The following is a 25,563-nucleotide window of genomic DNA, read 5'->3' on the forward strand; positions in this document are numbered from 1 at the left end:
CGCGCCCGCGCCCCGGCGCGCGGGGCGCCCCGCGCCGTCCGCGTCCGCGCGCCGGCCGGCCCCGGGCGCCGTCGTGGACTCGCGCAGGAGAGATCCATGACCAGCACCACCAGCACGACCCCGACCGGCGGCACCGAGGGCGGGCTCGGTCCCGCCCCCGGCCACCGCCCGTCGCCGACCGCCCTCGGCTACCCCCGCCAGGGGCGCGACCGGGAGCTGAAGCGCGCCCTCGAGGCCCACTGGGCGGGGCGGCTCGACGCGCCCGGCCTCCTCGCCGCCGCCGAGGAGGTGCAGGACCAGCGCTTCGCGGCGATGGCGGGCGCCGGGCTGCGGGAGGTCCCCGTCGGTGACTTCTCGCTCTACGACCACGTGCTCGACGCCGCCGCGCTGCTCGGGCTGCTGCCCGGCGCACCGGCGGCCGGGGGCCAGGAGGCCCGGCTCGCCCGGCTCTTCGCCGCCGCCCGCGGCGCGGCGGACGCACCCGCCTGGGAGATGACGAAGTGGTTCGACACGAACTACCACCACCTCGTGCCCGAGCTGGGGCCGGACGCGGCGCCGTCGCTGCACGCGGAGGACCTGCTCGAGCAGGTGCGCGGCGCGCGGCGCCGCGGGCTGGAGCCCCGGCCCGTCGTCGTCGGGCCCGTGACGCTGCTGCGGCTGTCCAAGCCCGCGGACGGCGCCCCCGCCGGGTGGCGCCCCGACGCGCTGCTCCCCCGGCTGCTGCCGGTCTACGCCGAGCTGCTCGCGCTGCTCGCCGCAGAGGGCGTCGGGTGGGTGCAGCTCGACGAGCCGGTGCTCGTCACCGACCTCGACGACGAGCTCACCGCCCTCGCCCGGGAGGCGGTCGGCCACCTCGCCGGGCTGGCCGACCGCCCCCGGCTGCTCGTCGCCGGGTACTTCGAGCGCCTCGGCGACGCGGCGCCGCTGCTCCTCGCGGCGGGCGCGGACGGCCTCGCGGTGGACCTCGCGGGGGCCGACCGCGCCGAGGTCGAGGCCCTCGCCGCGCTGCCGGGGCTCGCCGGGCGGCGGCTCGTCGCCGGGGTCGTCGACGGCCGCGGGGTCTGGCGCCGCGACCTCGAGCAGGCCCTCGACCACCTCGAGGTGCTCGCGGCGTCCGGCGCGCACGTCGACGTCGCCCCCTCGTGCTCGCTGCTGCACGTGCCGCACGACGTCGAGCGGGAGGTCCAGCTCGACCCCGAGGTCCGCTCCTGGCTCGCCTTCGCCGACCAGAAGCTCGCCGAGGTGGCCGTGCTCGCCCGAGGGCTCGCGGACGGGCGCGACGCCGTGCGCGCCGAGCTGGAGGCGTCGGCCGCGGTGGTGGCCTCCCGGCGCGCCTCGCCCGTGACCCGCTCGGCCGCCGTCCGCGAGCGCGCCGCGGGCGTCGTGCCCGCCGACCTCGAGCGCGGGACGCCCGCGGCCGAGCGGCGCGCGCTGCAGGCCGCCGCGCTGGGCCTGCCGCTCCTGCCGACGACGACCATCGGCTCCTTCCCGCAGACGCCGGAGATCCGCCGCGCGCGGGCGGCCCACCGCGCCGGGTCGCTCGACGACGCCGGGTACGAGGCGGCCATGGAGGCGGAGGTCCGCGCCGTCGTCGCGGCGCAGGAGGCCGCGGGCGTCGACGTCCTCGTCCACGGCGAGCCCGAGCGCGACGACATGGTGCGCCACTTCGCCGCCCGCCTCGACGGCTTCGTCACGCCGCTCCACGGCTGGGTGCAGTCCTACGGCAGCCGGTGCGTGCGCCCGCCCGTCGTCGTGGGTGACGTCTCCCGGCCGGCGCCGATGACGACGCGCTGGACGGCGTACGCGCAGTCGCTCACCGCCGCCCCGGTCAAGGGGATGCTCACCGGCCCGGTGACCGTCCTCGCCTGGTCCTTCCCCCGCGACGACGAGCCGCGCTCGACGACGGCGCGCCAGCTCGCGCTGGCGCTGCGGGACGAGGTGGCCGACCTCGAGGCCGGGGGCGCGCGGGTCGTCCAGGTCGACGAGCCGGGCCTGCGCGAGCTGCTGCCCCTGCGCGCCGCCGGGCGCGCGGAGTACCTCGCCTGGGCCGTCGACGCGTTCCGCCTGGCGACGGCCGTGGCCGCGCCGTCCACGCAGGTGCACACGCACATGTGCTACGCCGAGTTCGGCGACGTCATGGCCGCGATCGACGCCCTCGACGCCGACGTCATCAGCCTCGAGGCGGCGCGCTCGCGCCTGGAGGTGCTCGACGAGCTGGCCGCGGAGGGCTACGACCGCGGCGTCGGGCCGGGCGTGTGGGACATCCACTCGCCCCGCGTGCCCTCCGTCGACGAGGTGGCCGACCACCTGGCACGCGCCCTGGAGCGGCTGCCCGCGGACCGGCTCTGGGCGAACCCCGACTGCGGGCTCAAGACGCGGTCGGTCGAGGAGGTCGCGGCGGGGCTGGCCTCGCTCGTCGCCGGGGCCGCGCGGGCGCGCGAGCAGCTGGCGGGCTGAGCCCCGGGCCCAGGACCGCCGAGCCCCGTCCCGCGGGCACGACCGCGGGACGGGCCGGCGGCTCAGGCGCCGGGGGCGACGAAGACGTGCGAGGCGACGGAGTCGGCCAGCTCGAGGCCGACCTCGGCGCCGTCGGCGCGCACGACGACGGAGCCCTCGGCGCCGCGGCGCGCGGGCGCCCGGCGCTCCAGGGCGACGGCGCTGCCCGGGCGCACCTGCGCGGCCGCCAGCTGCGCCATGACGACGTGGTCGTACTGCACCGGCTCCCCGAGGCGCCGGACGAGGAAGACGCCCTCCCGCTCGCTCGCCTCGACGAGGGAGACGACGCCCTCGAGGAAGGACGACGACGCGTCGCCCGCGCCGTCGGGCGCGCCGCCCTCGAGCTCGCCCAGGCCGGGGATGGGGTTGCCGTAGGGGGACTCCGTCGGGTGGTCGAGGAGCTCGACGAGCCGCTTCTCGACGCGGTCGCTCATGACGTGCTCCCAGCGGCACGCCTCCTCGTGGACGTACTCCCAGTCCAGCCCGATGACGTCGGTGAGCAGGCGCTCGGCGATGCGGTGCTTGCGCATGACCCGCGTCGCGAGGGTGCGCCCGGTCTGGGTGAGCTCGAGGTGGCGGTCGCCGCTGACGACGACGAGCCCGTCGCGCTCCATGCGGGCGACGGTCTGCGACACGGTGGGACCGCTCTGCGACAGGCGCTCGGCGATGCGGGCGCGGAGGGGGACGATGCCCTCCTCCTCGAGCTCGAAGATCGTCCGCAGGTACATCTCGGTGGTGTCGATGAGGTCGCTCACGCGGTGTCTCCGTGTCCGTCGTCGTGGCACCGAGCGGCGTCGGTCTTCCCTGGAACGATCCTAGAGTGGCGCGCCCCGGCGGCGCCTCCCCCGCCATCGGGCCCTCCTCGTCGACACCTCGCGCCGCCCTCTCATGGGCCCTCCCCGCCGCCCTCCCGGCCTCGTCCGCGGACCCCGCGGAAACCCCTGGCGCGACGCCGGGGGCGGACGTACGGTGCCGCCACACGAGAGAGGAGGTGGTCCGTACAGTGAGTGGTACAAGGACACGTGAGGTGGCTGCCCGCTAGCCGCCCGAGCACCTCGGACGACGCTGCCCAGCAGTCGAGTCCGGCCGCCGACCGGGGAACAGGCCCCGGTGCGACAGAGGCGACCGGCGAGATCCCGGCAGCCACCGCAGCCCCCGGGTGCCGTGCCCGTCCAGCACGGCGCGACGTCGACGACGTCGGACCCGGGGGCTGTTCCACGCCCGGCCCCGGACGCCCCCTAGGGCGAGTCGTCGCCTGTTCGCCCCTCGAGGCCGCCACCGGAGGGCGAGTCGCCGTCTCCTCGCCCCTCAAGGCCGCCACCGGAGGGCGAGTCGTCCCCCGTTCGCCCCTCAGGGCTGCAGGCGCGCGAGGCGCCAGGCGCCGGCGTCGTCGAGGCGCGCCGGCTCGCCCGTCACCGACGTCCACGCCGCGCGGTCGTGCAGGCGCGAGGCGCGCCCGGCCCACAGCTCGACGGCGACGGGCAGCACCCGCACCCCGCCCCAGGTCGGCGGCAGCGGCACCTCCTGCCCGGCGAAGCGCTCCTCCAGCTCGGCGACGCGGCGCTCGAGGTCGGCGCGGCTGCCCACGGGCTGAGACTGCGCCGACGCCCACGCCGCCACCTGCGACCCGCGCGGGCGCTGGGCGAAGTAGGCCGTCGACTCCTCGCGGGTCACCCGCTCCACGCGCCCCCGCAGGCGGACGTTGCGCGACATCGCGTGCCACGGCAGCACCAGCGCCGCGTGCGCGCGGGCCTCGAGCTGGCGCCCCTTGGCCGACGCGAGGTTCGTGTAGACGACGGCGCCGCGCCCGTCGAGGCCCTTGAGCAGCACCGTCCGCGCGTCGGGGACCCCGTCGGCGTCGACCGTCGCGAGCACGACGGCGCCCGGCTCGACGACGCGCTCGTCCGCGGCCGCGTCGGCGTACCACCGCTCGAGCAGCCCCAGCGGGGCGAGGGGCGGGTCGGCGGTCCACAGCGGCGCGTCGTCCTCGAGCCCTGTGCCCGTGTAGGAGACCCGCGCGGACGGGTCGACCACCGGCTCGCGCGCCCCGCCGTGCTCGCCCGAGGCGCCCGCCGGCGCCCCGCCGCCCCCACCGCCGTGCTCCGCCGCGACCACGCGCGGCAGAGTAGGCCCGCCGGCGCACGGGCGCGCCGGGCGAGCGCGCCGCCCGCGGGGGCGGCGGAGGGGAGTCGCGGTGGACGACGACAGCGCGTCCGCGCGCGGAGAGACCGCCGCGGGCGAGCCCGGCGCGACCGGCGGCCTGGCGCGGGAGGCGTCGCTCACCGCACGCGCCGCCCGGACCACCCGGGTGAGCCAGACGGGCCCCGGCGTCCTGCGCTACCGCGGGCGCGACGTCGCCGACCTGGCCGGCAGCACGCCCTTCGGCGAGGTGTGGGCGCTGCTCGTCGACGGCGAGCCGCCGTCCGGCGCCCGCGACGGAGCCCTGCCCCCCGCCGAGCCCTTCCCCCTGCCGGTGCGCACGGGCGACGTGCGCGTCGACGTCCAGAGCGCCCTGGCGCAGGTCGCGCCCGTCTGGGGGCTCGCGCCGCTCATGGACACCCCGCCCGAGCGGGCCCGCGAGGACGTCGCGCGCGCCAGCGTCCTGGCGCTCAGCTTCATCGCGCAGTCCGCCCGCGGGCCGGACGCCCCGATGGTCCCCCAGCGCCGCGTCGACCAGGGCCGCACGACGGCCGAGCGCTTCCTCCTGCGCTGGCGCGGCGAGGTGGACCCCGACCACGCCCGCGCGCTCGACGCCGGCTGGACCGTCCTCGCCGAGGACGGGCTGACGCCGGCCACGGTCACCGCGCGGACGGTCGCCGCCAGCGGCGCCGACGCCGCCGCGTGCCTGTCCGCCGCCGTCGGCACGATGAGCGGACCGCTCTGCGCCGGGGCCCTTCCGCGCGTCCTGCACCTGCTCGACGCCGTCCACCGCACGGGGGACGCCGGCCGCGTCGTCGCCTCCGTGCTCGACGGCGGCCACCGCCTCATGGGCTTCGGCCTCCACGGCCGCGGCGGTCCGGACCCGCGGGTGCCGCTCCTGCGCGACGCCGTCCGCGAGCTCGCGCCGGCGCGCCTGCCGAGCGCCCTGGCGCTGGAGGAGGCCGGCGAGGCCGCCCTCGCCGAGCGCGCCCGCCGGGACGCGGACGGCCTGCCCCGCACCGCCAACGCCGCGCTGTGGGCCGCCGTGCTCCTCGACGGCGCCGGCGTCCCGGCGTCGATGCTCACCCCGCTCGTGCTCTGCGCGCGGACGGCGGGCTGGTCGGCGCACGTGCTGGAGCAGCACGCGGTCGACCGGGGGGCACGACCCGCGAGTCGCTGACGGACGCTGCGCAGCCGGTTACGGTGCGCGGCACGGGGATCGGACGGGGAGGCGCATGACGAGCGGGGGGCACGTCGCCGCGGAGGCGCGCGCCCGCGCGCTCATCGACGCGCAGCTGTCGGCGGCGGGGTGGTCGGTCCAGGACCGGGGCGACACCAACCTCTTCGCCGCGCAGGGAGTGGCCGTCCGCGAGGTGCCCATGGCGCCCGGCCACGGCCGCGCCGACTACCTGCTCTACGTCGACAAGCGCGTCGTCGGGGTCCTCGAGGCCAAGCCCGAGGGGACGACGCTGTCCGGCGTCGAGTGGCAGTCGGCCATGTACGCCACCGGCCTGCCCGCCGACGTGCGCCACAAGGCGGTGACGACGGACGGCCGCCTGCCCTTCGTCCTCGAGTCGAGCGGCACCGAGACCCACCTCACCAACGGCTTCGACCCGTCGCCGCGCGCGCGGCTCGTGAGCCACCCGCCGCAGCCGGCGACGCTCGCCCGGCTCGTGCGCGACGCCGAGACGGATCCCGACCGGGCGACGTGGCGCGCGAAGGTACGGCACCTGCCGCCGCTGGCGGTCGAGGGCCTGCGCCCGGCGCAGATCACCGCCATCGGGGGCGTCGAGCGCTCGCTCGCCGAGCAGCAGCACGACCGGTCGCTCGTGCAGATGGCCACGGGCGCGGGCAAGACCTTCACGGCGATCACGCAGGTGTACCGCCTGCTGCAGCACGGCGGCATGCGACGGGTGCTCTTCCTCGTCGACCGCAACAACCTGGCCGACCAGACGCTCGCGGAGTTCCAGAACTACCGGACGCCGGGCGACGGGCGCCGCTTCACCGAGATCTACAACGTCGACAAGCTGACGAGCGCGGGCGCCCTCGGCAGCAGCTCGGTCGTCATCTCGACCATCCAGCGGGTGCACGCGGTGCTCCGCGGCCGAGAGGCGAGCAGCGACGACGACCCGAACGTCGACGACTACGTGCCGGACAAGCCTGTCGAGGCGCCCTACAACGCCGCCGTCCCGCCGGAGGCCTTCGACCTCGTCATCGTCGACGAGGCGCACCGCTCCATCTACGGGGTGTGGCGCGGGGTGCTCGAGTACTTCGACGCCCACGTCCTCGGGCTCACGGCGACACCGGGCAAGCAGACGTTCGGCTTCTTCCGGCAGAACCTCGTCAGCGAGTACACCTACCCGCAGTCGGTGGTGGACGGCGTCAACGTCGACTTCGACGTCTACCGGATCCGGACCCAGATCAGCGAGCAGGGGTCCGTCATCGACGCCGGCACCGTGGTGCCGACCGTCGATCGGCGCACCCGGCAGCGCAAGTACGTCGAGCTCGACGAGGAGCTCGCCTACACGGGCCCGCAGCTCGACCGGGCGGTGACGTCGACCGACCAGATCCGCACCGTGCTCGAGACCTTCCGCGACCGCCTCTCCACCGAGATCTTCCCCGGGCGGAAGGTCGTGCCGAAGACGCTGGTGTTCTGCAAGGACGACGCCCACGCCGAGGAGGTCGTCACCACCGCCCGGCAGGTGTTCCGCATGGGCAACGACGCCGTCCGCAAGATCACCTACAACGCGCAGGACCCGAAGCGCGCGCTCAACGACTTCCGCCAGACGGCGGCCATGCGCATCGCCGTCACCGTCGACATGATCGCCACGGGCACCGACGTGAGACCGCTCGAGTGCCTGCTCTTCATGCGGGACGTGCGCAGCGCGCAGTACTTCGAGCAGATGAAGGGCCGCGGCGCTCGCACCATCGCGCCCGCCGAGTACCAGGCGGTCACGCCGGACGCCACGGAGAAGACCCGCTTCGTCCTCGTCGACGCCGTCGGCGTCACCGAGCACCCCTTCGTCGAGCCGCCGCTCAACCGGGAGAAGGGCACCTCGCTGCAGAAGCTGCTCGACCGGGCGGCCAACCTCACCCTCACCGAGGACGAGGCGGCGACGCTGGCCTCCCGGCTGTCCGCCCTCGAGCTGCAGCTCTCGCCCGCCGAGCGCATCGAGCTGGACGAGGTCGCCGGTGGGTCGCTGCGCGACGTCGTCCGCGGCCTCGTCGACGCCGTCGACCCCGACGTGCAGGCCGGAGTCCGCGCCGGGCTGGAGGGCGCCGACGCCGACCGGGCCGTCACCGAGCTGCTGGAGCGGGCGACCGAGCCCCTGGCGGCTAACCCACCGCTGCGAGCCCGCATCCTCGAGCTGCGGCGGGCGAAGGACCGCGTGGTCGACGAGGTGAGCGAGGACGTCCTCCTCGACGCCGGCGGCGTGGTGGACACCGACCGCGCCCGCTCGGTCGTCGAGAGCTGGCGCGCCTACCTCGAGGAGCACCGCGACGAGATCACCGCGCTGCAGGTGCTCGAGGAGGCCCGCGACCGGCACCTGTCCTTCGACGACATCGAGGAGCTGGCCAACCGCATCAAGCGCCCGCCGCACAGCTGGACGCCCGACCTGCTGTGGCGCGCCTACGAGGTCGTCGACGCCGGCCGGGTCCGCCACCGCGACCGGAACCGGCTGACGGACCTCGTGTCCTTGCTGCGCTTCACGCTGGGCCAGGATGACGAGCTCGTGCCGTACGCCGACCGCGTCGCCGAGCGCTACGCCGCCTGGCAGCGCCAGCAGGAGCAGGCCGGCGTGCGCTTCACCGACGACGAGAAGTGGTGGTTGGACCGCATGGCCGAGGTCATCGCCGCGTCCGCCGGCATCGGGCCGGACGACTTGGAGACGGCGCCCTTCACCGAGCGGGGTGGGCAGGACGGGCTCCTGCGGGCGCTGGGGGGCGACCGCGGGGTCGAGTTGTTCCACGAGCTGAACCGGGAGCTGACGGCGTGACGGCGCTGCCCCCTGATTGGCGCCTGACTCGGCTCGACGAGGTCGCCGACACCGCCCTCGGCAAGATGCTCGACCGCGGCAAGACCCGCGGGCACCGCGAGGTGCCGTACCTCCGGAACGTGAATGTGCAGTGGGGGCGCATCGACCTCGACGACCTGCTGACCATGGAGATCGCCGAGGACGAGCTCGATCGTTTCGCCGTGGCCCGCGGCGACCTGCTCGTCTGCGAGGGCGGCGAGATCGGCCGCAACGCGATTTGGCAGGGGCGGAGCGAGTACTTGGCTTACCAGAAGGCCCTTCACCGCATCCGCCCGCACGCCGAGCTCGAGCCTCGGTACCTCAGCCACCTGCTCCGTCGCTACGCCGACGACGGGACGTTGGCCAGCGTCGCCACCGGTTCGACGATCGCGCACTTGCCGCAGCAGCGCCTCCGCGCTTTGCCGGTGCCGCTGCCGCCGCTCGACGAGCAGCGACGCATCGTCGCCGTCCTCGAGGACCACCTCTCCCGCCTCGACGCCGCCGACGCCTACCTCGCCGCTTCCCTGCGTCGACTGCGGTCGGCGCATGGCTCGACACTTGCTCGACTCGTACCCGATGAGGTCGACTACCCCCCGCACTGGGACGCCACAACGACAGGCGGAGCAGGTCGAGTCGAATTGGGACGCCAGCGCCACCCCGACTGGCACGACGGCGACAACGTGCGCCCGTACTTACGCGTCGCCAACGTCTACGAGAACGACATTCGTGCACACGACCTGAAGTCCATGCACTGGCCAGGCGACACCTTCGAGCGCTTCCGCCTGCACCCGGGCGACGTATTGCTGAACGAAGGGCAGACGCCGGAGCTCGTCGGCAGGCCAGCGCTGTACCTAGGCCAGCCACCTGACGTCGCCTTCACCAACAGCCTCTTGCGCTTCACGGCACATGACAACGTTGTGCCCGAATTCGCACTCCTGGTCTTTCGACGACACGTGCACACGGGGCGTTTCACGCGGGAAGCGAGAATTACCACGAACATCGCCCACCTCTCCGCCGCACGCTTGAAGGGCGTCGAGTTCCCCATCCCGCCGCTCGAGGAACAACGAGCCCTCGTGAACGAGGCAACGAGCGTCTTCCAGGCACACATAAGGCTTCGAGAGGGTCTCGACCTAGCCGTCGCTCGTGGCACCGCCCTTCGCCGCGCCCTCCTCACCGCCGCCTTCACCGGTCGCCTGACGGGCCGATCCAGCGACATGGACGTCGCCGAGGAGCTGGCCGAGGCGGCGTCGTGACCGTCCCCGACTTTCAGACGCTCATGCGCCCGCTGCTGGCCGAGCTCGTCGACCGACAGCCTCACCGGGTCCGCGACCTCACGGAACGGATGTCCGACCTCTTCGGCCTCACCGAGGAGGAGCGGGCGCAGATGCTGCCCAGCGGACGGGCGCGGCTCATCGTCAACCGCGTGGGGTGGGCGGTGACGCACATGGCGCAGGCCGGCGTGGTCCACCGGCCGCAGCGCGGCCACCTCGTGCTCACCGACGCCGGCGCCGAGGTCCTTGCCGCCTACCCCGAGCGCGTGGACATGACGGTGCTCTCCACGTTCGCGGCCTACCGCGACTTCCGTGGTCGAACCTCGTCCGAGGCGACGCCGCCCTCCGTCGACCCCGTCGCGAGCACTCCGCCGGCGACGCCTGACGAGGTCCCGGACGTCACCGCAGCCGCCTCCCCGCAAGATCTCCTGGCCCAGGCCGTCACCGAGAACCGCGCGGCCGTCGAGAGCGAGCTGCTCGACCGTGCCCTCGCCCTCAGCCCTCCGGACTTCGAGCGCCTGGTCCTCGAGCTCCTGCGCGCCATGGGCTACGGCCGGGCGGGCCGACTCGAGCACTCCGGCGCATCCGGCGACGGCGGCATCGACGGGATCATCAGCCAAGACCCGCTCGGCCTGGACCGCATCTACCTGCAGGCCAAGCGCTACGCGGCCGACCACTCCGTCGGCCGCCCCGAGCTGCAGGGCTTCGTCGGCGCCCTCGCGAGCAACCAGGGTGATCGAGGGGTGTTCATGACGACAAGCACCTTCACCAAGGGCGCCCGGGAGACGGCTGACAAGGTCAGCCACCGCGTCGAGCTTGTCGACGGCGCCCGCCTCGCCGCCCTCATGCTCCGCCACGGCGTCGGCGTGCAGGCGGAGACGACGGTGACGCTGCACCGTCTGGACCAGGACTTCTTCGAGGCTCTGTAGGCGGTCGAGGTCGAGCGTCGCCACCGCCGCAGGAGCAGCTCGCGGGCGAGGGCGGGGTAGACGCCGTGTCGCTATGTCTTTATCTTCGTGACACCGGCACGAGGATCGACGGCGTGTCCCGATGACAAGGACATAGCGACATGCCTGCCCTCTTCCGCACTCCCGACCTGGACCTCGACGACGACCGCGTGCTGCACGACATCCACGCCATGCGGTCCGCACTCGCCACCGTCCTGCGCGCGCCGCGTCGTTGGACGGGAGGTCTGCGACGCTCCGCGCAGGCGCAGGCCATCCGCGGCTCCAACAGCATCGAGGGCTACGTGGTGTCGGAGCAGGACGCCCTCGCCGCGGTCGACGACGACGAACCGATGACCGCCGACCAGCGGACCTGGGCCGAGATCGTCGGCTACCGCCGCGTCCTCACCTACGTGCTGCAGCTGGCGTCCACGCCCGGCTTCCGCCTCGATGCGATGACCCTCCGCTCGATGCACTTCATGCTGCTCGAGCACGACCTGAGCAAGAGCCCTGGCCAGTACCGCCCCGGGGTCGTCTACGTCCAGGACGAGGCGACCGGTCAGACCGTCTACGAGGCACCGGACAGCGACGCCGTGCCGGCACTCGTGGACGCCCTAGCGGAGCGGCTCGACGCAGACCGCGGGACCGACCCGCTGGTGCGTGGCGCCATGGCGCATCTCAACCTCGTCATGGTCCACCCTTTCCGCGACGGCAACGGCCGGATGGCCCGCGCCCTGCAGACCCTCGTGCTCGCCCAGGACGACGTCCTCGAGCCGAGCTTCTCGAGCATCGAGGAGTGGCTCGGCCGCAACACCGAGGACTACTACCGCGTGCTCGCCGCCACGGGGCATGGCGCGTGGCGGCCCGAGCGCGACGCCCACCTCTGGGTCAAGTTCTGCCTGCGCGCGCACCACATGCAGGCGCAGACGCAGGCGCGGCGCTTCCGCGAGGCGGAAGAGCTGTGGAGTGCCATCGACGCGCTCGTCACCGAGCACGGGCTCCCGGAGCGCACCGCCGACCTGCTCTTCGATGCCGTCCGGGGTGCGCGCATCCAGCGACCGTCGTACGCCCGTCGCGCCGGTCTCGAGGACCGGACGGCCACCCGCGACCTCGGACGGCTGGTCAACGCCGGCCTGCTCCACCCGCACGGGCAGACCCGAGGCCGCTACTACGAGGCGACCGAGCGGCTGATGCACCCGTTCCTCGCCCTGCGCTCCGGACGACGACCGCTGGAGGACCCCTTCCCCGACCTGATGGACGAGGTTCGCCGCGCCTCGCCGCCGGTCACCGAGGCGCGGACCGTCTGACTGTCCGAGGTCGCCCCTACGGTCCAGGAGTGATCACGACTGGGATCGACCTGGCGACGGAGCCGGCGAAGACGGGGATGGCGACGATCCGGTGGGACGCCGACGGCGCAGTGCTGACGGACCTCCGTCTCGGCGTGGACGACGCCGCGATCGTCGACGCGGCGGCGACGTCGACGAAGCTCGGCCTCGACTGCCCGCTCGGCTGGCCCGACGGGTTCGTCGAGATGCTGACGAGGCACCACACCGGCCACCTCGAGCCCCACGCGCTGGACGACGCCGACTGGCGCCGTGGTCTGGCCAACCGCGCCACCGACGTAGCGGTCACGCAGACGACGGGGCTGCGACCGCTCAGCGTGGCCGCGGACCGCATCGGCCTTACGGCGATGCGGACGGCCAACCTCCTCGGCCGGCTCGCCGCCGCGGGCTCGCCGGTCGACCGGGCGGGCACGGGCGTCGTCGTCGAGGTCTACCCGGCGGCGTCTCTCCACGTCTGGGACCTCGGCTCCCGCGGTTACAAGGGCAGCGCCCGGACGGCGGCGCTCGGGGCGCTCGTCGACGGCCTCGTGGAGGCCGCGCCGTGGCTGCGGCTCGGTGAGCACGAGGAGCTCTGCCGGCGGCGTGACGATGCCTTCGACGCGCTGGTCGCTGCGCTGTCCGCCCGCGCGGCCGCGCTCGGGCTCATGGCCGTGCCGACGGACGCGCTCGCAGCGGCACGCGCCCGGCGCGAGGGCTGGATCGCCGTGCCGACGTCCGCGCTCAATGACCTCAGCTCCCAAAGTCGTTGAGGGAGCCTCGTCAGGCGTAGGGCGAGCGTGGTACGGACGATCAATTCTGCCGGGGGCTAACAATGTCACGGCACCACACCGGCCAGGGAAAGTGCAGGCGGAAACGACCGTGACGCTGCGCCGCCTCGACGAGGACTTCTTTGAGGCGTTGTGACCGCCGACCACGGAGACGAGGGTCCAGGACCCCTCCTGGGCCGTCGAGCGATTCGCTCAGGTCGTGCCGACGAGACGGAGCCCTTGTCGACCCACCTGCGGCGACGGCTGGCCCTCCGGCGCGAGTGACGGCGCCACCGTCGTCATGGCCAGCCCGAACGTGAGGTCGTGCACGTCCCCAGGGCGGAGGCCGAGCGCATCGGCGACGTCGCGCGTCGTCGTCCCGGTCTCTCGAAGAGCGTCGAAGACGATGCGCAGGACCTTGGACCGCTCGCGAGCGATGCCCGCCGGTTCACCCGCCCTGTACCCCATCTGAGTCAGGCGCACGCAGTTCTGGCGGTAGGTCCAGTCGCTCATCCGCCCCGCCGCGTGCAGGCTCCGGTTGAGCGCCATGGCAGAGACCCCGAAGTAGGCCTTGCTCCGGACGACCTGCGGCGCGGCGACCTCCCGCCCGACGCGGGTGCGGAGCTCCTCCACCGGCATGAGCAGTGCTGCAGCGAACTGGTCCGCCTCGCGCTCGAGGTCACCGCCCCCGGAGCGCGAGTGCAGGACGAGGTGCCCCAGCTCGTGCGCGAGGTCGAAGCGGGCCCGCTCCGGCGTCTTCGACACCGTCAGGAAGACGTACGGCGCCCCGTCGTGCCACACGCTGAAGGCGTCGACCTCCGCCGCGCCCGCGGGCAGGGTCAGGACCCGCACGCCATGGGCCTCGGCGAGGTGGACGAGGTTCGGCACGGGTCCGGTCGGCCGGCCCCACCGCCCCCGGAGTGCTGACGCAGCACGCACCGGATCGTCGTGGTCGAGCTCCGGGAGATCGACGTCCGGCACCGTGAAGCGCTCGAGCAACCAGGCGTAGAGCTCGATCCCGATGCGCCCCGCCGCGGTGGCCGCAGCACGCTGCCCGGCGGAGGTCCGCCGGCGAGCGCGGAAGGCGACGCGCTCGTCGTCGACGAGGTCCAGGGCAGGACGCCGGAAGAAGTCGCTCGGCACGTCGAGGGCGTCGGCGAGGGCCTCGCCGGCCTTCGCGGGGGCGCCCTCCCGCTCGTACGTGCTGACGGTGCGCGGGGTGACACCCAACGTCCGGGCGAGCGAGGTCATCGTCAGCCCGCGCCGCTGCCGCGCGATGGTGACGCGCGAGGGGTCGATGGGCTGCGACTCAGCGGCGCCCGACCCGGACCTCGACATCGCCGTCTCCCTCACCATCGTCACCTGCATCCCGCGCCGACCCCACGTCGGGTCCGAAGGTCAGCGGCGGCAGGAGGATGCGCTCCACCCAGCCGGTGACATGGCCAGTCTCGTCGACGCGGACCGGCAGGGACAGCTCGGCCCTGAGCTGCTGCGGGTCCTCGTCACTGAGGTAGTGCAGGAGGATCCACGTCTGTACTCCGTCGGTGCGCTCGGCAGAGGGATCCGCGACGACCCTGACGTCGAGGGGCAGCGCCATCTGCTCGTTGATGTTGACCGCCTGGACGGTCGACCGACCTCGAGCTCGAGCGGTCTGCGGCGTCACCTCGACCTCTCCGGTCCCCCGGTCGCCCCGTGCGACGAGGACCGCCGTGGTGCGGTCAGGGCTCAGCACACGCGGGGAGTTCCGGACGTCGTCGGGCGCCCAGTCGAGCTGGACCTCCAGCTCGCGTCGCAACGTCTCGACGGTGGCCAGCCAGCGCAGGATGCCGGCGGCCGTCACGGGGTGGTGCTCGGTCGCCTGCTGCGCGGACGTCTGCCCGGCTTCGAGCGCCATGACCAGCACGCCCCGCTCGAGACCCAGCTCCTCGAGCCGACGGTCGACGTCGAGCCCGCTGACGACGCGGACGGCGCCCTCTCCCTGCGGCACTGCGGTCATGAGACCTCCCCGTGGTGTGGAGCCACAGCCTCTCACTGGAGTGCGCAGAACCAGAAGACCCGCAGGTCAGCGCGCGAGTCGTCGCACGATGCCTGCAGCCGCGAGGCTGGACGACCCCCCGCCTCGCAACCGACGAGGCGTCACGCAGGACCGCTGGTCGGTCGACCCGAGGGCACCCTTGGTGCTGAACGGGCGGGCTCCTCGAGGGATCGGCGGAGACGGACGGACGGCAGAGACCGGCAGGATGCCCCCATGAGCGACGCCCGCCGCCTCGTCGACAAGCTCTGGTCGTACTGCAACGTCCTGCGCGACGACGGCGTCGGCACCATCGAGTACACCGAGCAGCTGACGTACCTGCTCTTCCTCAAGATGGCCCACGAGCGCGACGAGCGCGCCAACCCCTTCGCGAGCCGCGACAGCGCGCCGAAGCAGCGCATCGTGCCCAAGGAGCTGTCGTGGCAGACGCTCCTCGACGCCGAGGGGCAGGACCTCGAGGACACCTACTCGCGCATCCTCCGGGAGCTGGCCCGCGAGCGCGGTGTCCTCGGCACCGTCTTCCGCAAGGCGCAGAACCGCATCCAAGACCCGGCGAAGCTGCGGCGCCTCGTCGTCGACCTCATCGACAAGGAGGCGTGGTCGGGCACCGGCACCGACATCAAGGGCGACGCCTACGAGGAGCTGCTCTCCCGCGGCGCCGAGGACGTGAAGTCCGGTGCCGGGCAGTACTTCACGCCTCGACCGCTCATCGAGGCCGTCGTCGACTGCATCGACCCGACCGTCACCGACACGGTCATCGACCCTGCGGCCGGGACCGGCGGCTTCCTGCTCGCCGCCCACGAGCACGTCGCTCAGGCGCCGGCGTCCCGGGACTACACGCCGCCGCAGCGCAAGCATCTGGACGAGACCCTCGTCTTCGGCACGGAGCTGGTCGACGGCACCGCACGCCTGGCGGCCATGAACCTGCTGCTGCACGGCATCGGCAAGCTCGGCGGGGAGAGCCCGGTCGACGTCCGCGACTCGCTCATCGCGCCGCCGTCGAAGCGGGCGACCGTCGTCCTCTCCAACCCGCCCTTCGGGCGGAAGTCGTCGCTGACGATGGTCGGCGCCGACGGCCGCGAAGTGCGCGAGGACCGGGAGATCGAGCGCCAGGACTTCGTCGCGACGACGTCGAACAAGCAGCTCAACTTCGTGCAGCACATCATGAGCCTGCTCGAGATCGACGGGCGCGCCGCCGTCGTCCTGCCCGACAACGTGCTCTTCGAGGGCGGCGCCGGCGAGACGCTGCGGCGGCGGCTGCTGCGCGACTTCGACCTGCACACGATGCTGCGGCTGCCGACGGGGATCTTCTACGCCCAGGGCGTCAAGGCGAACGTGCTCTTCTTCGACAAGCGGCAGGCGCGCAGCGACGGGCGGCCGTGGACGGAGCGCCTCTGGGTCTACGACCTGCGGACCAACCAGCACTTCACGCTCAAGCAGAACCCGCTGCGCCGCCACCACCTCGACGAGTTCGTCGAGTCCTACAAGCCCGGCCGACCCCGGGCCGAGCGCGAGGAGACCGAGCGCTTCCGCTCCTTCACCCACGATGAGCTCGTGGCGCGCGATAAGGCCAACCTCGACATCACCTGGCTGCGCGACGCCTCGCTCGAGGACCTCGACGCGCTCCCCGCGCCCGAGGTCATCGCTCGCGAGATCGTCGAGGACCTCACCGCGGCGCTGGCCGAGTTCGAGGCGGTGGCGGCCGCGCTCGAGGCGTCGGCCGCCGAGCGAGAGGCCGAGGCGCCTGTCGCTGACTGACCGCGAGGAGCGGTGTGCGCTGAGGACGCGGTGCACCGCGTCCTCAGCGCACAGCTCCCCCGCAGCGGGGCGCCCGATGCGCCCGGCCGACGCGCTCGTGACGGACACCACCCCGCCCTCGCGCCGCGCGTGCGCCAAGATGCCCGCCGTGACGACCCCGGCCGACGTGCGCGCGCCCGACCTGCGCATCCCCGCGGAGCTGCTGCCCGCCGACGGCCGCTTCGGGTCCGGGCCGAGCAAGGTCCGCCCGGCGCAGGTCACCGCCCTGACCGCCGTCGCGCGGACCGTCGTCGGCACCTCGCACCGGCAGGCGCCCGTCAAGGACCTCGTCCGCCGCGCCCGCGAGGGCCTCGCCGCCCTGCTGGGCGCGCCCGACGGCTACGAGGTCGTGCTCGGCAACGGCGGGTCGACCCTCTTCTGGGACGTCCTCACCGTCGGGCTCGTCCGCGAGCGCGCGCAGGCCTGCGTCTACGGGGAGTTCACCGCCAAGCTCGCCGCGGCCCTCGCCGCCGCGCCGTTCCTCGCCGAGCCCGACGTCGTCCGCGCGCCCAACGGCTCGCTCGCCGTCCCGCAGGCGCGCGCGGGCGTCGACACGTACGCCTACGCCCACAACGAGACGTCCACCGGCGTCGTCGCTCCCGTGGTGCGGCCGGAGGGCGCCTACGACGACGCCCTCGTCGTCGTCGACGCGACGTCGGCCGCCGGGGGCGTGCCCGTCGACCTCGCCGAGACCGACGTCTACTACCTCGCCCCGCAGAAGGCGCTGGCCTCCGACGGCGGGCTGTGGCTCGCCGTCTGCTCCCCCGCCGCGCTGGCGCGGGCCGAGGAGGTCGCGGCGCTCGATCGCTGGACGCCGGCGTCGCTGTCCTTCCCGCTGGCCCTCGAGGCGAGCCGCAAAGAGCAGACGCTCAACACGCCGGCCGTCGTCACTCTCGCCCTCCTCGTCGACCAGCTCGAGTGGCTGCTCGAGCAGGGCGGCCTCGCGTGGGCCGCCGAGCGCACGGCGGCCTCCAGCGGCCACCTCTACGCGTGGGCGCAGGCCCGGGAGTGGGCGCGGCCCTTCGTCGCCGACCCGGCGCACCGCTCCCCGGTCGTCGGCACGGTCGACGTGCTCGCGCCCGTCGACGCCACGGCCGTGCGCGCGGTGCTGCGCGCCAACGGCGTCGTCGACGTCGACCCCTACCGCGCGCTCGGGCCCGACCAGCTGCGCGTCGGCATGTTCCCCGCCGTCGAGCCCGCCGACGTCGAGGCCCTGACGGCGTGCGTCGACTGGGTCGTGGAGCAGCTCTCGTGAGGGGCCCCGGAGCGGGCGACCGGCACGGGCGGCGCCCGGCCCCCGGCGGCGCCGCGCGGGCCCGCATGGCCGTCCGCCGCGCCGAGCGCGCGGGCCGCGCGGCCCAGGGCTCGGCGCGCGGGGCGGCCGCGGCCTCGGTCCGTAGGCTGCCCGACATGTCCCGCACCGCAGCGTGGGCGGTGGACGGCGCCCGCTTCGTCCTCCAGCGCCTGGTCCTCCGCCCGCTCGTGCGGTCGGTGGTCTCCGTCGAGGTCGAGGGCGCCGAGCGGGTCCGCGACCTGCCGACGCCCTTCGTCGTCGTCGCCAACCACTCGAGCCACCTCGACGCGCCGCTCGTGCTCGGGGCGCTGCCGCCGCGCGTGAGCCAGCGGCTCGCCGTCGCCGCGGCGGCCGACTACTTCTTCGACGCGCGGTGGCGCGCGCGCATCACGGGCCTCGTCTTCAACGCCTTCCCCGTCGACCGCGGCGGCACGCGGGGCAGCCACCGCGGCCTCGCCGCCCAGCTGCTCGACGAGGGCGTCCCCCTGCTCCTCTTCCCCGAGGGCACCCGCTCGCGCGACGGCTCCATGGCCCCCTTCAAGGTCGGCGCGGCGGCGCTGGCCGTCACGCGCGGCGTCCCGGTCGTGCCGGTCGCCCTCGTCGGGGCCTACGCCGCGATGCCGCGCGGGCGGAACTGGCCGCTGCCCGGCCGCCCGCCCGTCAAGGTCGTCGTCGGCGAGCCGCTGCACCCGCGCGAGGGCGAGAACGCCCGGGCCCTCACGCAGCGGGTGGCCCTCGCGGTCGAGCGGCTCGTGCTCGGGCAGGACGAGGCCGACGGCGAGGGCGAGGGTGGCCCGGGCGTCGTCGCCGTCGTGGAGACCGAGGCACGGCCGGCCGCCGACCCGGCGCAGACGTCCCTCCCCCCGGAGGACGACGCGGCCGACGCCCCGACGGCGCCCGACCCGGGCCGCGACGAGGGGCGCCCCGGCGCGGGGGCATCATGAGCCCCATGGACGACGCGGCGCCGCAGACCACCCCCCTCGACGCCCCCGGGCGCTCGCCGCGCACCGACCAGGCCGCGCAGGACGCCCGCGAGGGCGACGGCGGCAGCGGCGTCCAGCACATGAAGTGGTGGGGCTGGGGCCGCGAGGGCGTCAGCTTCGACCACCGCGACAAGCCGAAGCTGCAGCCCTTCGTCCTCGAGAAGGTCGGCGTCGACCTCGACACCCCGGGCCGCCCCGCGCTCGACTTCGACGAGCTGCCGGTGCCGGACAGCCGCGCCCCCGAGGAGCTGCTCGCGGCGCTGCGGACGGCGGCCGGCGACGGCCACGTGCACACCGGCGCCATGGAGCGCGTCGTCCACACCTACGGCAAGAGCTTGCGCGACCTGCTGCGCCTGCGCGCGGGCGACCTGCCCCGCACGCCCGACGTCGTCGTCTACCCCGGGGACGAGGACGCCGTCCGCGCCGTCGTCGACGCCGTGGCGGACGCCGGCGCCGTGCTCATCCCCTTCGGCGGCGGCAGCAGCATCTCCGGCAGCCTGCACCCGCGGGCCGACGAGCAGCGCCCCGTCGTCTCCCTCGACCTCGGCCGGATGAACCGCGTGCTCGAGGTCGACGAGCACTCGCGCCTGGCGCGCGTGCAGGCCGGCGTCCTCGGCCCCGACCTCGAGGACCAGCTGGGCGCGCGCGGCTGGACGATGGGCCACGTCCCCGACTCCTTCACGCACTCGACGCTCGGCGGCTGGATCGCCACGCGCTCGTCCGGGGCGCAGTCGGACAAGTACGGCGACATCGCCGACCTCACCCGCGCGCTCCGCGTCGTCCAGCCGGGCCGCACCGTCGCCACCCGCCCGGTGCCGAGCGAGGCCACGGGCCCGAGCGTGCGCGACATGCTCATCGGCTCCGAGGGGCGCCTCGGCGTCATCACCGAGGCGTGGGTGCAGGTGCACCGGCTGCCGGAGAACCGGCAGATCCTCGGCTACTTCTACCCCTCGTTCGAGGCGGGCCTGGCCGCGATGCGCGACATCGCCGCGAGCGACGCCTCCACCGTGCTCACGCGGGTGTCGGACGCGAACGAGACGGCGTTCTCCTTCGCCACCGGCAAGCGCAGCCGCGGCGTCTCGCACCTCGTCAGCTCGGGGCTCAAAACGGTGCTGAAGCGCCGCGGGTGGGACCTCGACGCGATCTGCCTGTCCTTCGTCGGCTTCGAGGGCGGCGCCGACGCGGTCAAGGCCAACCAGGCGATCGTCAAGAAGATCGTCAAGGCCCACGGCGGGATCGTCGTCGGCAAGGGCCCGGGCACGCTCTACGACCAGAAGAAGTTCGACACGCCCTACATCCGCGACTACATCCTCGACCGCGGCGCCCTCGCCGACGTCTCGGACACCGCGGCGTCGTGGTCGACCCTCCTGCCGCTCTACCGCCACGTGCGCGAGCAGGCCGACCGAGCCTTCGCCCGGGTCGGCGTCAAGGGCTGGATCATGTGCCACCTGTCGCACAGCTACCACGGCGGCGCGTGCCTGTACTTCACCTTCGCGTTCCAGCAGGTGAGCGAGACGCCGCTCGTGGAGTACGACGTCGTCAAGGGCGCCATCCAGCAGGCCTTCGTCGACGCCGGCGGCACCCTCTCGCACCACCACGCCGTCGGCACGGAGCACGCGCAGTGGCTCGCGGAGGACATCTCCCCCGCCGGGCGGGCCATGCTCGGCGAGCTCTTCGCCGCGGTGGACCCGCAGGGGCAGATGAACCCCGGCGCGATCGTCGACTGAGGCACTGCTCGTCGTCGTCACCCTGCCGCTGACGGCGTCCCACCCGGGCACTTCGTCGTCACAGTGCCGCTTCGGACGCCCCACCCAGGCACTTCGTCGTCACAGTGCCGCTGAAGGACGTCCTCCTCAGGTACTTCGTCGTCACAGTGCCGGTGAGCCCGTCAGGTGCCGCCGCCCGGCGCCGAGGCGGTGGACGACGTCGACGCGGTCGAGCCCCTCGGGCCGGTGGGTGAGCAGCAGGACGCCGCGCCCGGAGGCGGCGTCGAGCAGGTCGGCGACGAGGGCCTCGGCGGTCGGCTCGTCGAGGCCCTCGGTCGGCTCGTCGAGGACGAGCACCGCCGGGTCGACGAGGAGGGCCCGCGCCGCGGCGAGACGACGGCGCTCGCCCCCCGAGACGGTGCCCTCGCCGAGCCACGTCCCGAGCCCCGCGGGCAGGCGGGAGAGCCACTCCCCCAGCCGGACCCGCTCGAGGACGGCGACGAGCTCGGCGTCCGTCGCGCCGGGGCGGGCGAGCCGGAGGTTCTCCCGCACGGTCGAGGCGAAGAGGTGGTCGCCGTGGTCGCCGACGACCGCGACGCGGCGGCGGACGTCGTCCCCGGCCATCGAGCGGACGTCGACGCCGCCGAGCCGCACCTCGCCCGCGCGCGGGTCGAGCAGGCGGGTGAGGACGGCGACGAGCGTCGACTTGCCCGAGCCCGACGGGCCGAGGAGCGCGACCCGGCCGCCGTCGGGGACGTCGAGGTCGAGGCCGTCCAGCGCCGCCGGGCGCGCCGGGTCCCAGCCGGCGACGAGGCCCCGCACCTCCAGCGCGGACGAGACCGGCAGCGTCGCCGGTGACGTCGGATCCGCGACGACGACGGGCGCCGTCGCGAGGGCGTCGAGCCGGGCCCGGGCCTGGCGCGCGCGCCGGGCGGCGAGCGCGGCGTCGACGAGCTGCTGGGCGGGCTCGGCGAGCGCGAGGACGACGAGCACGAGGACGGCGGCGGTCTCGACGCCGAGGGCGCCGTCGCGCAGGGCCGCGGCGACCGCCGCCGCCGTGCCCACGACGGCGGCGCCCACGCCGGCGTGGCCGAGCGCCGTCGCGAGGCCCGCCTCCCGGGCGCTGCGGGCCTCGGCCGCCGCCAGCGCGGCGCTGCGGCGGGCCGGCAGTGCCAGCGCGGAGGCCTCGCCGCGGACGGCGAGCTCCTCGGCGCCGTCGAGCGTCTCGGTGACGGCGTCGACCACGTCGGCGCGCGCCCCGGCGACCGCGGCCTCCCGACGACCCGCTACCCGGTCGGCCACGAGAGGGGCGACGACCGCCGCGAGCAGGAGCCCGACGAGGACGGCGGCCCCCGCTGCCGGCGCGAGCACCGTCGCGACGCCGACCACGGCGACGAGCGGCACGGCCGCCGCGAGCGCCGGCAGCCGCCCGCGCAGGAGGCCGTCGACCCGGGCGTCGACGTCGTCGACCACGCGGGCCAGCAGCGTCCCCCGCCGCAGCGGTCCGGGCCCCGGCACGCGCGGCACGAGCGCCGCGTACACCTGCGAGCGCCACGCGCCGAGGCGGGCGAAGGCGACCTCGTGGCTGACGAGCCGCTCGAGGTAGCGCAGCAGCGGCCGCGCGACGGCGGACCCGCGGACGAGGACGACCGCCGTCGACAGGCTCAGCACGGGCGGCAGGTCCGACGCCCGCACGAGCAGCCAGGCGGCCGCACCCGTGAGCACGAGCCCGGACACCCACGACGACGCCCCCAGCGCGACGGCGGTGCCCGGCCGGGCCGAGGCCCAGCGCCACGCCCGCCCTGCGCGCCCTCCCCCGTCCGCCGCCGTCCCCCGCACCTCGTCGACACCTTGTCGCCGGGACGGGGTCCCGGACGGCGACGTGTCGACAGAGTGCGCCGAGGAAGCACCCCCCGAGGGCGATGTGTCGACGAAGTGCGCCGAGGAAGCACCCCCCGAGGGCGAAGTGTCGACGAAGTGCGGGACGGGGGCGACGACGTCGACGGCGCGGTCGACGGCGGCGAGCAGGGCCCTCCGGTGGGAGACGACGAGGACGGCGCAGCCGCGGGCGGCGGCCTCGCGCAGGCGCGTGACGACGACGGCCTCGGCGTCGGCGTCGAGGTGGGCGGTCGGCTCGTCGAGCAGCAGCACGACGGGGCGCCGGGCCGCGAGGGCCAGCGCGCGGGCCAGCGCCAGGCGCTGGCGCTGCCCCGACGACAGGCCCGCGCCGCCCTCGCCGAGCGGCGTCGCGAGGCCCTCCGGCAGGGCGGCGACCTCGGCGGCGAGGCCGATGTCGGCCAGGGCCGCCCAGCGCTCGTCGTCCGAGGCGAGGGGCGCGAGGGCGTCGGCGACGGTGCGCGCGTGCGGCAGCGTCGGCCGCTGCGGCACGTGGACGACTCCGCCCTCGACACCACCTCCGCCACCGGCGGCAGGACCGCCGACGGCGACCGTGCCGGCGACCACCGGCTGCACCCCGGCGAGCACGCGCAGCGCCGTCGTCTTGCCGGCGCCCGAGGGGCCGCGCAGCGCGACGAGCTCGCCGGCGCGCACGGCGAGGTGCGGCAGGTCGAGCGCGTCCACGACGGCGCCGGGGTGGCGCACGCGCACGCCCGCGGCGGCGACCGACGGTGCGTCACCGAGAACCGGCGCGACCGGGACGGCAGCGCCGTCGTCGCCGGTGAGCACCGCGTCCACCTCGTCGACGACGGCGGTCGCGTCGGCGGCGGCGTGGAAGCGGGCGCCCACCTCGCGCAGCGGTCGGTAGGCCTCCGGCGCGAGGAGGATGACGAGGAGGGCGGGCAGGAGGTCCATCGAGCCGGCGGCGACCCGCAGGCCCGCCTCGACGGCGACGAGGCCGACGGACAGCGTCCCGACGAGGTCGAGCGCCGTCGACGACAGGAAGGCCAGGCGCAGCACCCGCGTCGTCTCCGCGGCCTGCCGGCGCGTCATGTCCGCGACGACGTCGACCTGGCGCTGCGCCCGGCCGAAGAGCCGCAGCGTCGGCAGCCCCTGGACGACGTCGAGGAAGTGCCCGGCCAGGCGCTGCGTCGCCTCCCACCGCTGCTGCGCGCGCTCGGCCGTCGCCCACCCGACGAGCGCGGCGAAGACGGGGACGAGCGGCAGCGTGACGAGCACGACGAGCGCGGACGCCGGGTCAACGAGCAGCATCGCGAGCACGACGAGCGGCGGGACGACGCCCGCGACGACGAGCGAGGGCAGGTAGCCGTCGAACCACGGCCGCAGCGCGTCCACGCCGCCCGTGAGCAGCGCCCCGAGCCGCGAGGGTCCGTGCTGCGCCACCCACGCGGGGCCGCGCCGCAGCACCGCTGCGAGGACGGCCCGCCGCACCTCGTCGACGGCCACGGCTCCGGTCCGCGTCGTCAGCACCCGCTCGGCCCACGACAGCACCGCCCGCAGCAGGAGCCCGGCGGCGAGAAGGCCTAGCCAGCCCTCGACGGTGAGGGCGGGCCGCTCCCCCGCTCGCCCCGGGTCCGCCAGGGCGACGAGCGCTGTGACGAGCCCCGCGAGGACGCCGGCGAGCGCCACCGTGACGACGGCCTGCAGCGCCGACGCGACGACGACGGCCGCCACCCACGGACGGACGCGCGGCGCCTGCCGCAGGAGCCGCGGGTCGACGGGGCCGCGCGGCCGGCGCCGGGCCGCGGGCGCGCCGTCGCTCACGTCGCCACCCGCTCGCTGGCCACGCGCTGGCGCAGCACCCAGTACGAGAAGGCCTGGTAGGCCACGACTCCCGGCAGGACGAGCACCCCGGCCCAGCTGATGAGCCGGAGCGCCGAGTCGGTGGCCGACGCGGAGGCGAGGGTCAGCGAGTTCGCCGGGTCGAGCGTGCTGGCGAGGACGACCCCGTCGGCGATCCCCGCCGTCAGCGCCGCGACGACGCCGGCGGCGACCACGACGGCCGTGCCCGCGAAGGCGGCGGCCTCGCGGCGCCGGGCCACGAGCAGCGCGACGACGGCGAGCACCGCGGCGGCGCCGGTCTCGAGGACGGCTGGCCCCGTCCCGACGAGCGCCGTCACCAGGGCGACGACGGCCAGCGCACCCGCGCCGAGGCCCGCGACGACGACGGCCGTGCGCCGCGCCCGCACCCGCAGCGGCCCCGTCGTCCGCAGGCCGATGAAGGTGGCGCCGAGCAGCAGCGCCGCGCCGACGGCGACGACCGCGCCCGCCAGCGCCTCCCAGGACGCGAGCGGCGCGAGCGTGCGGGCGAAGCCCGCCCTGAGGCCGCCCGCCGACGTCACCTCGCCGTCGGCGCCGAGCGCCAGACCACGGGCGAAGACCGTGAGGAGCGCGCCGAAGAGGGCGACGACCCCGAGCGACGTCGCGGCGAGCCAGGCGTCGCACCGACGGCGCCACGCGGCGCCGGAGTGCTTGCCGCGGAACTCCAGCGCGACGCCGCGGCCCGCCAGCAGGAGCAGCACGAGCACGAAGGGCAGGAAGAGCCCGGACATGAGCGCCGCGTACCAGTCGGGGAAGGCGGCGAAGGTGACGCCGACGGCCGCGACGAGCCACACCTCGTTGCCGTCCCAGAAGGGGCCGATGGTGCGGACGGCCGCCGAGCGCTCGTGGTCGTCCCGGCCCAGCAGCGGGGCGAGCGCGCCGACGCCGAAGTCGAAGCCCTCGAGGACGAAGAAGAGCACCCAGCACAGCACGACGAGGGCGAACCAGACGGTGACGAGGTCCACGGCGGTCTCCGAGCTCGAGGCGGGTCAGCGGTGAGGGGTCAGCAGGAGAGGGGTCAGCGGGAGAGGGGTCAGCGGGAGAGGGGTCAGCGGGAG

Annotated in this window: 17 protein-coding genes; 11 read left to right on the top strand and 6 right to left on the bottom strand. The window is 75.3% G+C overall.

Annotation, left to right across the window (positions count from 1 at the left end):
- Positions 1-96 precede the first annotated feature (96 nt).
- Complete coding sequence (gene metE, locus WDV85_RS02970) at positions 97-2,457, top strand: 5-methyltetrahydropteroyltriglutamate--homocysteine S-methyltransferase (RefSeq protein ID WP_339569194.1); 2,361 nt, start codon at positions 97-99, stop codon at positions 2,455-2,457.
- Between the two features lie 62 nt (positions 2,458-2,519).
- Here metE and WDV85_RS02975 read toward each other — a convergent pair whose 3' ends face one another.
- The gene (locus tag WDV85_RS02975) at positions 2,520-3,251 is read right to left on the bottom strand and encodes a metal-dependent transcriptional regulator (RefSeq protein ID WP_339569195.1); all 732 of its coding nucleotides are present in this window, start codon (positions 3,249-3,251) and stop codon (positions 2,520-2,522) included.
- Between the two features lie 595 nt (positions 3,252-3,846).
- Positions 3,847-4,611: a pyridoxamine 5'-phosphate oxidase gene (gene pdxH / locus WDV85_RS02980; protein WP_339569196.1), complete on the bottom strand. Its 765-nt coding sequence runs from the start codon at positions 4,609-4,611 to the stop codon at positions 3,847-3,849.
- A gap of 79 nt (positions 4,612-4,690) precedes the next feature.
- Between pdxH and WDV85_RS02985 the strand changes: the two genes are divergently transcribed.
- The 6 genes from WDV85_RS02985 (at position 4,691) to WDV85_RS03010 (ending at position 12,958) form a co-directional block, all read left to right on the top strand.
- Complete coding sequence (locus tag WDV85_RS02985) at positions 4,691-5,815, top strand: citrate synthase (protein WP_339569197.1); 1,125 nt, start codon at positions 4,691-4,693, stop codon at positions 5,813-5,815.
- Positions 5,816-5,870: 55 nt separating this feature from the next.
- Complete coding sequence (locus tag WDV85_RS02990; protein ID WP_339569198.1) at positions 5,871-8,633, top strand: type I restriction endonuclease subunit R; 2,763 nt, start codon at positions 5,871-5,873, stop codon at positions 8,631-8,633.
- Positions 8,630-9,904: a restriction endonuclease subunit S gene (locus tag WDV85_RS02995; protein ID WP_339569199.1), complete on the top strand. Its 1,275-nt coding sequence runs from the start codon at positions 8,630-8,632 to the stop codon at positions 9,902-9,904. Before WDV85_RS02990 ends, WDV85_RS02995 begins: the two co-directional genes overlap by 4 nt.
- The gene (locus WDV85_RS03000) at positions 9,901-10,851 is read left to right on the top strand and encodes a restriction endonuclease (protein WP_339569200.1); all 951 of its coding nucleotides are present in this window, start codon (positions 9,901-9,903) and stop codon (positions 10,849-10,851) included. The genes WDV85_RS02995 and WDV85_RS03000 overlap by 4 nt, the downstream gene beginning before the upstream one ends.
- A gap of 140 nt (positions 10,852-10,991) precedes the next feature.
- The gene (locus WDV85_RS03005) at positions 10,992-12,173 is read left to right on the top strand and encodes a Fic family protein (protein WP_339569201.1); all 1,182 of its coding nucleotides are present in this window, start codon (positions 10,992-10,994) and stop codon (positions 12,171-12,173) included.
- Positions 12,174-12,202: 29 nt separating this feature from the next.
- Positions 12,203-12,958 carry a DUF429 domain-containing protein gene (locus tag WDV85_RS03010; RefSeq protein WP_339569202.1) on the top strand — a complete coding sequence of 252 codons (756 nt, stop codon included), beginning with the start codon at positions 12,203-12,205 and terminating at the stop codon, positions 12,956-12,958.
- Positions 12,959-13,168: 210 nt separating this feature from the next.
- Here the strand turns inward: WDV85_RS03010 and WDV85_RS03015 are convergent, their stop codons facing one another.
- Complete coding sequence (locus WDV85_RS03015; RefSeq protein ID WP_339569203.1) at positions 13,169-14,308, bottom strand: XRE family transcriptional regulator; 1,140 nt, start codon at positions 14,306-14,308, stop codon at positions 13,169-13,171.
- Entirely contained in the window at positions 14,265-14,951 is a 687-nt protein-coding gene (locus tag WDV85_RS03020) for a hypothetical protein (RefSeq protein ID WP_339569204.1), read from the bottom strand. The genes WDV85_RS03015 and WDV85_RS03020 overlap by 44 nt, the downstream gene beginning before the upstream one ends.
- A 252-nt stretch (positions 14,952-15,203) precedes the next feature.
- On the opposite strand from WDV85_RS03020, the gene WDV85_RS03025 reads away from it, so the two are divergent.
- The 4 genes from WDV85_RS03025 to WDV85_RS03040 all read left to right on the top strand — a co-directional run bounded on the left by WDV85_RS03025 (position 15,204) and on the right by WDV85_RS03040 (position 20,788).
- The gene (locus tag WDV85_RS03025; protein ID WP_339569205.1) at positions 15,204-16,745 is read left to right on the top strand and encodes a class I SAM-dependent DNA methyltransferase; all 1,542 of its coding nucleotides are present in this window, start codon (positions 15,204-15,206) and stop codon (positions 16,743-16,745) included.
- Positions 16,746-16,884: 139 nt separating this feature from the next.
- On the top strand, positions 16,885-18,039 hold the full coding sequence (serC, locus tag WDV85_RS03030; protein WP_445263183.1) for a phosphoserine transaminase: 1,155 nt from the start codon (positions 16,885-16,887) through the stop codon (positions 18,037-18,039).
- Positions 18,040-18,194: 155 nt separating this feature from the next.
- On the top strand, positions 18,195-19,022 hold the full coding sequence (locus WDV85_RS03035; protein ID WP_339569207.1) for a lysophospholipid acyltransferase family protein: 828 nt from the start codon (positions 18,195-18,197) through the stop codon (positions 19,020-19,022).
- A gap of 5 nt (positions 19,023-19,027) precedes the next feature.
- Positions 19,028-20,788: an FAD-binding oxidoreductase gene (locus WDV85_RS03040; RefSeq protein WP_339569208.1), complete on the top strand. Its 1,761-nt coding sequence runs from the start codon at positions 19,028-19,030 to the stop codon at positions 20,786-20,788.
- Positions 20,789-20,929: 141 nt separating this feature from the next.
- Here the strand turns inward: WDV85_RS03040 and cydD are convergent, their stop codons facing one another.
- Entirely contained in the window at positions 20,930-24,448 is a 3,519-nt protein-coding gene (gene cydD / locus WDV85_RS03045; protein WP_339569209.1) for a thiol reductant ABC exporter subunit CydD, read from the bottom strand.
- The gene (gene cydB / locus WDV85_RS03050) at positions 24,445-25,470 is read right to left on the bottom strand and encodes a cytochrome d ubiquinol oxidase subunit II (protein WP_339569210.1); all 1,026 of its coding nucleotides are present in this window, start codon (positions 25,468-25,470) and stop codon (positions 24,445-24,447) included. Before cydB ends, cydD begins: the two co-directional genes overlap by 4 nt.
- Between the last annotated feature and the right edge of the window lie 93 nt (positions 25,471-25,563).

The sequence above is a fragment of the Pseudokineococcus sp. 5B2Z-1 genome, assembly GCF_037482305.1.
Classification (GTDB): Bacteria; Actinomycetota; Actinomycetes; order Actinomycetales; family Quadrisphaeraceae; genus Pseudokineococcus.